Annotated in this window: 8 protein-coding genes and 1 tRNA gene; all 9 read left to right on the top strand. The window is 68.3% G+C overall.

Features of this window, described 5'->3' with window-relative positions; all coding sequences use genetic code 11:
* Positions 1–120: 120 nt before the first annotated feature.
* A complete protein-coding gene (locus D7X32_RS20275; RefSeq protein WP_120604214.1) occupies positions 121–1,389 on the top strand; it encodes a hypothetical protein in 1,269 nt (422 codons plus the stop codon).
* A 137-nt stretch (positions 1,390–1,526) separates the two neighbouring features.
* Entirely contained in the window at positions 1,527–3,671 is a 2,145-nt protein-coding gene (gene glgX / locus D7X32_RS20280) for a glycogen debranching protein GlgX (protein ID WP_120604215.1), read from the top strand.
* A 35-nt stretch (positions 3,672–3,706) separates the two neighbouring features.
* Positions 3,707–4,372 carry a class I SAM-dependent methyltransferase gene (locus tag D7X32_RS20285; protein WP_120604216.1) on the top strand — a complete coding sequence of 222 codons (666 nt, stop codon included), beginning with the start codon at positions 3,707–3,709 and terminating at the stop codon, positions 4,370–4,372.
* 234 nt (positions 4,373–4,606) lie between these two features.
* Positions 4,607–4,676 (top strand) — tRNA-Leu (locus tag D7X32_RS20290).
* Positions 4,677–4,944: 268 nt separating this feature from the next.
* Positions 4,945–6,069 (top strand): slipin family protein, encoded by a 1,125-nt coding sequence (locus tag D7X32_RS20295; protein WP_120604217.1) that lies wholly within the window; start codon positions 4,945–4,947, stop codon positions 6,067–6,069.
* A 126-nt stretch (positions 6,070–6,195) separates the two neighbouring features.
* Positions 6,196–7,491 carry an ATP-binding protein gene (locus D7X32_RS20300; RefSeq protein WP_120604218.1) on the top strand — a complete coding sequence of 432 codons (1,296 nt, stop codon included), beginning with the start codon at positions 6,196–6,198 and terminating at the stop codon, positions 7,489–7,491.
* Positions 7,488–8,297, top strand: coding sequence for an HNH endonuclease family protein (locus tag D7X32_RS20305; protein WP_120604219.1), 810 nt, complete (start codon positions 7,488–7,490; stop codon positions 8,295–8,297). Before D7X32_RS20300 ends, D7X32_RS20305 begins: the two co-directional genes overlap by 4 nt.
* 145 nt (positions 8,298–8,442) lie before the next feature.
* Complete coding sequence (locus D7X32_RS20310) at positions 8,443–10,956, top strand: VIT domain-containing protein (RefSeq protein WP_120604220.1); 2,514 nt, start codon at positions 8,443–8,445, stop codon at positions 10,954–10,956.
* Between the two features lie 100 nt (positions 10,957–11,056).
* Entirely contained in the window at positions 11,057–12,874 is a 1,818-nt protein-coding gene (locus D7X32_RS20315) for an acyl-CoA dehydrogenase (RefSeq protein WP_120604221.1), read from the top strand.
* Positions 12,875–12,883: the final 9 nt, after the last annotated feature.

A 12,883-nucleotide genomic window follows, 5' to 3' on the forward strand; every position in this document is an offset into this window, starting at 1 on the left:
CTCCCCCGCCCGCATGCCCCCCGGCCCCCGGAATGCGTTTCTCTTGGATGACAGGGAGCGGCCGGGGGCTTATCCAAAGAGGTCCAGGCATCGCGCACCCGAACCGAGAGCGTCCAACGCATGAAGCTGTTGCTGGCAGGCCGACGAGGAGCAAGCGACCCGCTGTTCGCCCCCACGGAGGCGTCCCTGCCCTGGCTCCAGCGCGTGGAGGCCTGGGTGCGGCAGGTGGCCGAAGGGGTGCTGGAGGGCAGCCGCATCGAGGACGGCCCCCAGGGCGCTCCCGTACTGCGCCTGCGCCTGCACCCGGCCGCCGCGGAGGTGTCGCTGCTCGCGGCGACCCAGGAGCGCATCGTCGTGTCCGCGGACACCAGCGCCGCGGGCCCCGGCTACCACCGCTACCTGGTGGAGCTGCTCAAGGCCCTGGGCGACCTGCACGGCATCAACTGGGCCCCACCCGACGAGGACGTGGGCGTGGGCGACGCCGCGGGCTACTTCCACACCGGCGACGCGAGCCGGGTGGAGGAGCATTTCCTGGGATGGCTCCAGCACTCCGTGGGACAGGTGCTGCGCATGCGCAGCCTGGGCAGCTCCGGCTTCGCGCTGTCCATGCGCTTCGGCCACACGTTCCAGCACCCCGGCGCGCTGCTCACGCCCATGGGGCCCCGCGACGAGCGCTGGCTGCGCACCGTGGCCGAGGATCCGCGGCAGGGCACGGACGTGTTCCCCTGGTGGAACCCCGGTGTGGACGCGCGCGAGCGCTTCACGCGCGCCCTGTCCCGCCTGTGGACGGACGTCGTCTGGCGCTCGCCGCTGCTTGAGGAAGAGCGCCAGCGCCTGCGCGACGTGGCCCGGCTGCTGGAGCAGGCGTGGCGCGAGGACCCCACGCTCCCCTACCCGTGGCGCGAGTGGCAGGAGGTGCTCGGCTATCTGGGCAAGGGGGGAACGGTGGCGGAAGAGGTCCACCGCCGCGCCCTGGAGTCGCCCGGCGTCGGGCCATCGATTGGCTACCGGCGGGGCTCCATGCAGGTGGCGCTCCCGGAGGGCTGGGAGATCCGCATCCCCGGCTCGCTGGCCGAGACGCGCCTGGGTGACGGCAGCTGGGTGGCTCGCGACCATCGCCGCAGCGTGCGCGTGCTGCCACTGGAGGACTCCGTGGAGGAGCACCTGGCGCCCACCAGCCCGGAGCGCCATGCCCTGGAGCTGGAGCACCACGGCGCTCGTGTCAGCGGCCGTGCGTCCCTGCACATGGGCCCCGGCGAGTGCCGGCTGACGGCGTTATGTCGCTCTGGAAACCGCCGCGCGCTGTGCGTGGTCAGTTTCGATGATCCGGACGAGCGGGACTGGGCCCTGGGGACCTGGCGCTCGCTGGACCACGCCGTCGCCGCCTGACATCGCAGGTCGTTTCAGGACCTACCACTTGTCAAATCGCTGTCCGGTGGACAGTCAGCGGGCCCGTGCGTCTTGCCGCACCGCAGGGTCGCACCCACATTGCGCCGGCACCTTCCCCACGGAATCGAGTGAGACGCATGAGCAGCAAGCGGGAGATCTGGCCGGGCAAGCCCTGGCCGCGTGGCGCGACCTTCGACGGGTCGGGAACCAACTTCGCGGTCTACTCCCAGGTGGCCACGCGCGTGGAGGTGTGTCTCTTCGACCGGGCGGACCCGACGAAGGAGGTCGAGCGCTTCGACCTGCCGATGAGCACTGAGTTCGTCTGGCACGGCTACGTGCCGGACCTGGAGCCCGGGACGCTGTACGGCCTGCGCGTGCACGGGCCGTATGAGCCGGAGAAGGGGCACCGCTGCAACCCGCACAAGCTGCTGGTGGACCCCTACGCCAAGGCGCTGCACGGCGAGGTGGACTGGAAGCAGCCGGTGTTCGGCTACCCCCTGGATCATCCGAAGAAGGACCTGATGCGCGACGAGCGCGACAGCGCGGCCGGCATGCCCAAGGGCGTGGTGGTGAGCGACTTCTTCGACTGGGGCAATGACCGGCGCCTGGACATCCCGTGGCGCAAGACGGTCATCTACGAGGCCCACGTGCGCGGCCTCACCATGCGCCACCCGGGCGTGCCGGAGCACCAGCGCGGCACGTACGCGGGCCTGGGTTCGCCGGCCATCATCGAGCATTTGCAGAAGCTGGGTGTCACGTCGGTGGAGCTGTTGCCGGTGCAGGAGTTCGCGGACGACTCGTTCCTCAACGACAAGGGCCTGTCGAACTTCTGGGGCTACAGCACGCTGAACTACTTCGCGCCCGAGCAGCGCTACGCCAGCCGCAAGACGCCGGGCGGCGCGGTGGCGGAATTCAAGTCGATGGTGAAGTCGCTGCACGCGGCGGGCATCGAGGTGATTCTCGACGTGGTCTACAACCACACGTGCGAGGGCAACCACCTGGGGCCCACGCTGTCGTTCAAGGGCATCGACAACGCGTCGTACTACTGGACCATGCCGGAGGCGCGGCACTACCTGGACTTCACCGGGTGCGGCAACAGCCTCAACGCCTCCAACCCGCAGACGGCGCGCTTCATCGTGGACTCGCTGCGCTACTGGGTGGAGGAGATGCACGTGGACGGGTTCCGCTTCGACCTGGCCACGGTGCTGGGCCGCACGGGCAAGGGCGGCTACGACCCGAACGCCCCCATCTTCCAGATCATCAACCAGGACCCCGTGCTGGGCCGCGTGAAGCTCATCGCGGAGCCGTGGGACGTGGGGCTCGGCGGCTACCAGGTGGGCGGCTTCCCGTCGCCGTGGCACGAGTGGAATGGCAAGTACCGGGACGCGCTGCGCAAGTACTGGAAGGGCGACGAGAACCAGGCCGCGGAGGTGGGCTACCGGCTCACGGGCAGCGCGGACCTGTTCGCGGCGGCGCGCCGGCGTCCTCAGGCGTCCATCAACTTCGTCACCGCGCACGACGGCTTCACGCTGCACGACCTGGTCACGTACAGCAGCAAGCACAACGAGGCCAACGGCGAGCACAACCGCGACGGCGCGGATGACAACCAGGCGTGGAACTGCGGCGTGGAGGGAGAGACGGACAACAAGGACATCATCTCCCTGCGCGAGCGCCAGAAGCGCAACCTGATGGCGTCGCTGTTCCTGTCCACCGGCGTGCCCATGATTGTCGCGGGCGACGAGATGGGCCGGACGCAGAACGGCAACAACAACGCCTACTGCCAGGACAACGAGCTGTCGTGGGTGGACTGGAACCTGGACAAGACGCGCCAGGACCTCCTGGAGTTCACGCGCAAGCTCATCCAGTTCCGCCACGGGCAGCCGGTGCTGCAGCGCCGCCGCTTCTTCCAGGGCGAGCACCTGTGGGAGTCCGAGCACAAGGACCTGGCGTGGTTCAAGCCGGACGGCACGGAGATGGGGCCGGAGGACTGGCAGAAGCCCTTCGTGCGCTCGCTGGCGTTCCTGCTGGGCGGCGACGCCATCCCCACGCCGGACGAGCGCGGCCAGCGCGTGAACGGCGACTCGCTGCTGGTGCTGCTCAACGCGCACCACGACACGGTGGCCTTCACGGTGCCGCCGCCGGGTGAGGGCGGCGCGTGGCGGCTGGAGCTGTACACGGCGGACGACAAGCGCGGCAACGAGGAGATGAAGCCCGGCAAGTTCGAGATGGCCGGGCGGTCGCTGGCGGTGTTCCGCAAGCCGGGGAACAACAACACGCCGTGATAACGTGCCGGCGCTTTTGAGCAGGAGCGCACGGCATGGCGGGTGAGGGAGACGACGGCAGGCGCGGTGAGGCCGCCGTCGCGCGGGTGTACGGGGAGATCGCCTCCTCCTACGAGGTGCTCTACCCGTCCCTGCATCGCTACGGCGACCGCGTGGAGCGCTTCCTCGCGGGCGTGGTGAAGCCGGGCCTGCGTGTGCTGGACGTGGGCTGCGGCCCGGCGCTGCACACGCGCGGGCTGGACGCGGCCGTGGACGTGGTGGGCCTGGACGTGGCGCCGGAGATGCTGGAGCTGGCGAAGCGTGCTCGGCCATCGGGTACGTGGCGCGTGCACAGCTACCTGGATCCGGTGCCGGAGGACCTGGGCCTCTTCGACGTGGCGCTGGCCATCGGCTGCCTGGACTTCTGTGACGACCTGCCGCGCGTGCTGGGGCACCTGGGCCGGGCGCTGAAGCCGGGCGGACGGATGTTGTTCACGGTGCTGGAGCGCAGGCCCGGGCTGGAGGCGCACGAGGCGGCCACGCGAGCGGTGCGCACGGCGGACACGGACGTGACGCTGCACCTGTGGAGCGCGGTGGAGACAGCGCGCGCGGTGGACCTCGCGGGAATGCGCACGGACTTCTACCTGCACGCGCCCGGCTGGGAGCTGCTCGCGGAGGAGCGCGTGATGTGGTTCGGCTGGTGGTACGTGAAGCGCGTCTGAGGCGCCGTCAGGATTTCCGCACGCCCGCGTCTGCTGGCCCCGTCGGCAAGCTTCAGGGGGCGCACGGGGTTGTCCCGAGGCATCCGGATCCACGCGGTGGCGCTTTGCGCCGGGGCATGGAATTCGGACGTTCCTCACGGCCATTACCTCCGGGTGTTCCTGCCACCATCGAAGGCCGTACCGGTCGCGCGCCACCGTGAGGCGCGCATCGAGGCCCTTGGCTGGGCATCCACACGAACTAGCTCAACGGTAGAGCACGAGACTCAAGATCTCGCATTCGAAGGTTCGACTCCTTCGTTCGCCGGGACCCCGTCGTTTCCGCTGGTGCCAACGCGAGTCCACCGCGTCCTCCTCCCCTCTCCGCACACTGGCCGGCCGCCAGGGCCTCCGGAGGCTTCCGTGCTGTTCGCGGAACGCTCCGGTCGCCGTCCGTGGCCGGTATCCGGTGTGGATGTTCGGGAGGCTGAACGCGGATCCGGACGGTCTGTTCGCGCGACGCGCCCGTGGGGCGGCGGGGTCCTTTTCTCCAGCAGCCGGGCTGCACTCTTTTCTTGTCGTCGAGGTGACGTGTCATGGGCATCGGTCGGGTGGAAGTGGCGCAGAACGAGCGGCTGTTCGTGGTGGTGAACGGGCGGGCGGAGCAGTACCTGGGGCCGGGCCGGCACTGGGTGGTGCGTCCGTTCCAGCACGTCCGCTTCGAGCGCGTGCCGCTGGAGCCACCCGTCACCCGCCTGGACGAGGCGAAGCTCGCGTTGGTGCCGGAGAAGGACCTCCAGGTGCTGGAGCTGGGCGCGGACGAGCGCGCGGTGGTCTTCCATCACGGCCAGCCGGTGCGGTGGCTGGGGCGGGGACAGCACCAGGTGTGGACGGCGCAGCGGCTGCCCGGTCGTACCGGTCGGCCCGAGACGCCGACCGTGCGGGTGGAGCGCGTGGACGTGTCCGGGGTGGCGACGAATTCCCCGCGGGACGAGGTGCGCGCGCTGATTCCGGCCAGTGACTACGTGGAGGCCACGGCCACGGAGGGCACGGTGGCGCTGCGCTACGTGGACGGCGTGCTGGACGCGGTGCTGCCGCCGGGCCGGCACGCGGCGTGGACGGTCGCGCAGAAGGTGCAGTTCGCGGTCATCGACCTGCGCGAGAAGCTGCTCCACGTCACCGGCCAGGAGGTGATGACGAAGGACCGCGTGTCACTGCGGCTCAACCTGTCCGCGGCGTACCGGGTGGTGGACGCGCGCCGGCTGGCGGTGGTGGCGCGGGCGCCGGATGAAATCCTCTACCTGGCGATGCAGCTCGCGGCGCGCGAGGCCGTGTCCACGCGCACGCTGGACGAACTGCTCGCGGCGCGCGAGGCGGTGTCCGAGGAGCTGAACGCGCAGGTGAAGTCCGGGGCGGAGGGCGTGGGTCTGGAGCTGCTGCGCTTCGGCATCAAGGACGTGGTGCTGCCGAAGGAGATGAAGGACCTGCTCAACCGGGTCATCCAGGCGCAGAAGGAGGCGGAGGCGAACGTCATCCTGCGGCGCGAGGAGACGGCGGCGACGCGCTCCATGGCGCAGACGGCGAAGGTGCTCGCGGAGAACCCGCTGCTCGTGCGTCTCAAGGAGCTGGAGGCGTACAAGGACCTGGCCGCGAAGGTGGGTCAGGTGCACCTGGTGCTGGGTGAGGGCGCGGTGCCCACGCTCCAGCTCAAGGGGGGCTGAGCCTGCTGTGACTGTTGGGGCCCTCGGACCGGAAGCACGGTCCGGGGGCCTTCGTGCGTTCAGCGGGTTTCGTAGCGACGTGGCTACCGGTTGACCCCTCCCCCTGTTTCGGGCGAGCTAGGGCGCATGTACGTGAAAGAGGTCCACCTCTCCAACATCCGGTCCATCGAGTCGCTGGTTTGGGCACTGCCGGATCATCCGGGGCCCGGGTGGCACGTCATCATCGGTGACAACGGTGCCGGTAAGAGTTCGTTCCTGCGGTCCATCGCGCTCGCGCTGGTAGGACCAGATGAAGCCAAAGCTCTGCGCCAAGACTGGAACGAGTGGCTGCGAGGGAATGAGCTGAATGGGTCCATCCGGCTCCAGCTTGCTCCAACACCGGACTACGATCTCATTGTGGGAATACCGGAGACTCCTAACGCTCCGTACTTCCTCGATCTGAGGTTCTCGCGCAGCTTGACCGAGGTCCGGCCGCTTCATTCCTCCTCGGCGACCTCAGCTCCCGAGCATTCCGTTTGGGGAAATGGCTCGGGCTGGTTCAGCGCTTCATACGGTCCGTTCCGACGGTTCACGGGTGGCGACTTGGAGCAGGAGAAGCTGTTCCATCTGAATCCAAAGCTGGCCCGGCACTTGTCCGTATTCGGCGAGTCCGTCGCACTCTCGGAAAGCCTCGAGTGGCTCAAGCTTCTCCAATTCAAGAAGCTGGAGAATGACTCTGAGGGAAACCTTCTTGAGCCATTGAAGCAGTTCATCAACCAGCCCGACTTCCTACCCAACGAAGCCCGACTTGAATCCATCTCGTCCAAGGGGGTCCGGTTCGTCGACGGCAATGGTTGCGCGGTTCCCGTCGAGAATCTGAGCGACGGCTACCGCTCCATCCTGAGCATGACCTTCGAACTGATCCGCCAGCTCGCGCGCACCTATGGTGGCAACGAGCTGTTTGCCCCCGGGGACGCAACGACCATCGTTGTTCCTGGTGTGGTACTGATTGACGAGATCGACGCGCACCTGCACCCGATGTGGCAGCGCCGTGTGGGACGGTGGTTCCGCGAACACTTCCCCAACATCCAGTTCATCGTCACGACCCACAGTCCCCTTATCTGCCAAGCCGCGACCGTGGGCAGCGTGTTCCGTCTCCCCAGGCCAGGGAGTGACGAAGAAGCGGAAATGATCACCGGAGTCGCGCTCGATCGATTGCTCTACGGCAACGTCCTGGACGCGTACAGCACCGGGGTTTTTGGCGACGTGGTTCTGCGCTCGGACGAAGGAATGGAGAAGCTCGAGCGGCTGGCAACGCTCAATCAGAAGGAACTCGCGCAGGGACTTTCGTCCGAGGAGCAGGCGGAACAGCAACAACTGCGCGCCCAACTTCCCACTGCGTCGAGCCCTCTTTCGTCCAGCACGGAGGTGCCGCAGCCTTGATTCGCCTCCCGAATTTTCCTCTGCCAGAGCCCGCCAATTCGCAACTCGCCGGATACCAGCACGAAATCGATTCGCTCCCCGACTACGAGACGCGCGTCAAGCGCGCAAAGGAGCGATTCAGCAGGCTGAACAGGATAGGCGACCCGACCTTCGATATCGTCAAGGCGACCCTGTCGAAGATGTGCGTGGGAGCGCAACGCTGCGCCTACTGCGAGGACTCACTGGCCGACGAGGTGGAGCACATCCGGCCCAAGGCGCTGTATCCGGAACTGGCCTTCGCCTGGATGAACTACCTGTATGCCTGCGGCCCTTGCAACAGCCCGAAGAGCAGCAACTTCGCGGTTTTTGCCTCAGAGACTGGTGTCCCTACGGACGTGAGCCGTCGTCGCGGCGCGCCTATACTTCCACCCGTCTCGGGTACTCCAGTACTGCTCGATCCTCGCGTAGAGGATCCGATGAACTTCATGAAGCTAGATCTCCTGGGAACCTTTCTGTTCAAGGTCACTTCGGAACCTGGCACCGTGGAATACCAGCGCGCGAAGTACACCATCGATCTTCTCAGGCTCAACAGGCGCGAAGCACTCCAGACTGCACGCCGCAGCGCCTTCGGGGACTTTCACGCTCATCTCACAAGGTATGCCCAAGAGCGTGCCCGCGGCCACGCTCCCGAACACCTCCAGCACCTCGCACAGGACATCCAGACACGGCAGCACGCCACGGTCTGGCGGGAGATGAAGCGCCAGCACCTGCTCATCCCGGAGCTGAAGCGACTGTTCGAAGCGGCTCCCGAAGCCCTCAACTGGTAGTGCCGGACCCTGTGGCCCTGTAGCCACGGGCCCGCGCCTGGACTGTCTCCCGGCGCCCCCACTCCTAGCGTTTCCAGAGGGAAACCTGCGTTGGCCCGGGGGCTGCAATGTCCCCGGGCACACCCTGAAACCAAGGTTCCCGACCATGCGAGTCCTGCTCGCCACGCTCTTCGTCTGCCTTCTGTCCGCCCCGGCCTCCGCACAACCCTGTCCTCCCGCCGCGTCGCCCACCGCTGGCGTGGCCCAGGGCACCCTTGTGGCGCGCTTCCGTGCGCAGCCGCAGCAGGCGGACTCCACGGCGTGCCCGGACATGGAGCCGCGCACCTTCAGCCTCAAGCACACGGAGGTGGACGCGGAGGTCAGCGGCTTCCTCGCGTCCGTCACCGTGACGCAGGTGTTCGAGAACCCCTACGCCTCGCCGCTCGAAGCGCTCTACGTCTTCCCGCTGCCGGAGATGGCCGCCGTGGACGGCATGGAGATGCACCTGGGCGAGCGCGTCATCCAGGGCGTCATCCAGACCCGCGAGCAGGCCCGCGACACCTACGAGCGCGCCAAGGCCGAGGGCAAGACGGCCGCGCTGCTCGACCAGGAACGCCCCAACATCTTCACCCAGTCCGTCGCCAACATCCTCCCCGGCGAAACCATTCGCGTGCGCATCCACTACGTGGAGCGCCTCACCTACGACGCCGGCACCTACCGCTTCAGCTTCCCCATGGTCGTCGGGCCCCGCTACATCGGCGGCACCCCGCTGCCCACGCGCCAGGGTGAAGGCGAGGAGCCGGACACCACCACCGTCCCCGACGCGAGCCGCATCACGCCCCCGGTGCTCACCGACACGCGCAGCGGCCATGACATCCAGCTCACCGTGCGCATGGACGCGGGCCTCCCGGTCCACTCGCTGCGCTCCACCACCCACCGCGTGGACGTGACCCGCAACGGCCAGTCCCGCGCCACGGTGAGCCTGGGCCGCGACGACCGCATCCCCAACAAGGACTTCGTCCTGGAGTACGTCGTCGCCGACGCGCTCATCCGCCCCGCCGTCCTCATGCACCGCGACCCCGGCGCGGACCACGGCTACTTCCTGGTGATGCTCAACCCGCAGCTGTCCCCCACCGAGAAGGAGATCGTCCCTCGCGAGCTCTACATGGTGCTGGACACGTCCTGCTCGCAGTCCGGCCTCGCGATTGAAAAGTCCAAGGCCATCACCAAGGAGGTCCTCAACCACCTGATGCCGGAGGACACCTTCCAGGTCCTCAACTTCGACACGCAGGTGACCAAGTTCGCCCCCACCGCCGTCCCCGCCACGCCGGAGAACATCCAGAACGCCCTGCCCTACGTGGCCAACTTCTGGGGCGGTGGCGGCACCGACGTGAACATCGCCGCCCGCGAAGCCATGCTGCCCGCGAACGACCCGGCCCGCCTGCGCATGGTGCTCTTCATGACGGACGGCCTCATCGGCGCGGACGAACAGGTGCTCGCCACGCTCCAGGAGAACCTGCGTGAAGAGACGCGCATCTTCTCCGCCGGCGTGGGCTCCAGCACGAACCGCTACCTCATCACCAAGATGGGCGAACTCGGCCGCGGCGCCTCCACCCTCGTCAACCTCAACCGCCCGGAGGAAGACGTCGCCCGCGAATTCGAGCAGCGCATGCGCGGCCCCGTCCTCACCTCGCTCGTGGTGGACACCGACGGCCTGCCCGTCAGCGACGTGTACCCGAAGTCCGTGCCGGACCTCTTCGCCGGCCAGCCGCTGTTCCTCGTGGGCAAGTTCACCGGCACCGGCGACGGCGTCCTCCGCATCTCCGGCCGCGTGCGCGGCGAGGTCCGCCGCTTCGACGTGCCCGTGCACTTCCCCGAAGCCGCCCCGGAGCACGACTCGCTCAAGAGCCTCTGGGCCCGCCAGCGCATCGAGGAGCTGACCGTGGAGGGCTACCGCGGCGAGACGCCCGAAGTCGTGCAGGGCATCACCGACACCGCGCTCCAGTACCACCTCATGAGCCGCTACACGTCCTTCGTCGCGGTGGAGCAGGTGGCCCGCACGGCCCCCAACGGCGAGACGGTGCGCGAGATGGTCCCCGTGCAGCTCCCCGACGGCATGGTCGCGGGCGCGCTCAGCCGCGAGGAGATTCCGCCCGGTGACCCCATCATCTCCGTGCGCGCCCCGCGCAACGCCCGCCGCGTCACCGCCTACTTCCCCTTCGGCCTGGTGAAGCCGCTCACGTTCGACACGCTCACCCGTTCGTGGCGCGGCCGCTTCCTGGTGCCGCTGGGCATCGAGGATGGCTACTACACCGTGTTCATCATCGCGGAGCTGGCGGACGGCCGCGTGGAGCGCAGCGAGGTGCGCTACCGCCTGGACTCCAAGGGCAATGACTTCGACGTCGTCCTCTCCCAGAAGGAAGTGGCCCCCGGTGACACGCTGACGCTGGACGTGGACGCGGTGGAGGCCACGCAGGAGGTCAGCGTGTACGGCGACCTCTTTGGCGACGACCAGCAGTTGCTCGACACGCAGGACCCCCTGCGCTTCACGAAGGCGCTGGTCATCCCCGAGGGCACGCCGGCCGGCACGTATGAGCTGGTGTTCGTGGCCCGCGACGCGGCAGGCAACCGCTTCGAGCGCCGGGAGACGCTGCGCGTCATCCACGCTCGGCGTGACTGACCCGCGAATCAATCTCGGGTACCCTGACGGTCCGTTTCCGGCCCCGCGCCTTCACCGGCGCGGGGCTGTTTCTTTCGCACCGGCCGCGAGGAGTCTTCCGATGTCGTCGTCGTCCCTGCACTACACGCCCAACCTCCGCGATATTGAGTTCAACCTCTTCGAGTTCCTGGACATCGGGCGCACGTCGTTGGGCAAGGGCCCCTTCGGGGACCTGGACGAGACGGCGGCCCGGCAGACGCTGGAGACCTTCGCCCAGCTGTGCACGCAGGAGCTGGCGAAGAGCTTCGACGAGTCCGAGCACAACCCGCCCCAGCTGGTGAACGGCGAGGTGAAGCTCCCCCCCGGCCTCAAGGCCGCGATGGGCGCGTACTACGACGCGGGCATGCACCTCTTGGAGACGCCCACGCACCTGGGCGGCCTGGGCGCGCCGCCGTCGCTGGGCTGGGCCGCGTTCGAGCTGCTGCTGGGCTCCAACCCCTCGCTGGCGTTCTTCACGCTGGGCAACCTGCTCGCGCGCGTCATCGACAAGCTGGGCACGGAGTCGCAGAAGAAGCGCTTCCTGCCGCACATCCTGGACAAGCGCTGGAGCGGCTCCATGGTGCTGACGGAGCCGGACGCGGGCAGCGACGTGGGCGCCGCGCGCACCAAGGCCCGTCAGGTGGACGGCGACATCTGGGAGATTGAAGGCGTCAAGCGCTTCATCACCAACGGCGAGTCGGACATCGCGGAGAACATCATCCACATGGTGCTCGCGCGTCCGGACGGCGCGGCGCCGGGCACCAAGGGCCTGTCTCTGTTCGTGGTGCCCAAGTTCTGGGTGAACGAGGACGGCAGCCTGGGCGAGCACAACAACGTCGTCTGCACCAAGCTGGAGAAGAAGATGGGCCTGAAGGGGTCCGTCACGTGCGAGCTGACGTTCGGCGACAGCAAGCCCACGCGCGGCCTGCTGCTGGGCGAGGTGCACGACGGCATCCGGCAGATGTTCCACATCATCGAGAACGCGCGTATGGCGGTGGGCCTCAAGTCCATGGCCGCGCTGTCCGCGGGCTACTACCGCGCGCTGTCGTTCGCGAAGGACCGCGTGCAGGGCAGCGACCTGGCGAAGGCGCGCGACAAGGCGGCGCCGCGCGTGAACATCCTCCAGCACCCGGACGTGCGCCGCATGCTGATGGCGCAGAAGGCGCACGCGGAGGGCCTGCGCGCGCTGGCCCTGTTCACCGCGTCCGTGCAGGACCAGGTGGAGTTGCAGGGCGGCCACCGCTCCACGGCGGCGGGCGAGGCGGACGTGCTCAACGACATGCTGCTGCCGCTGGTGAAGGGGTACGGCTCGGAGAAGGCCTACGAGCTGCTGTCCCTGTCGCTCCAGGTGCACGGCGGTTCGGGCTTCCTGACGGACTACCCGGTGGAGCAGTACATCCGGGACCAGAAGATCGACTCGCTCTACGAGGGCACCACGCACATCCAGGCGTTGGACCTGCTGATGCGCAAGGTGGCGCGCGACGGCGGCGCGACGCTGTCAGGGCTGCTGGGACGCATCCGCGAGACGGTGGAAGGCAATGAGGGCGGCCCGGAGCTGAAGACCGAGCGCGCCGCGCTGGCGGAGGCGCTGGGGCACCTGGAGACGCTGCTCGGCACGCTGATGGGCAAGCTGGGCGAGTCCGTCTACCACGTGGGCTTCCAGGGCAACCGCGTGCTGTTCGCCGTGGCCGAGGTGGTCATCGGCTGGCTGCTGGTGCGCCACGCGGCCGTCGCGCTGGAGCGGATGAAGACGAACCCCGGCGACAAGGCGTTCTACAGCGGCAAGGTGGCCAGCGCCCGGTGGTACTGCCACGAGGTCCTGCCCGGCATCGCGCACGCGGCGCGCATGGTGGAGAACGGCAACCTGGACCTGATGGACCTGGCGGAAGAGTCGTTCTAGGCCCGCTGG

The organism is Corallococcus carmarthensis (genome assembly GCF_003611695.1).
In the GTDB taxonomy this organism is placed as follows: Bacteria; Myxococcota; Myxococcia; order Myxococcales; family Myxococcaceae; genus Corallococcus; species Corallococcus carmarthensis.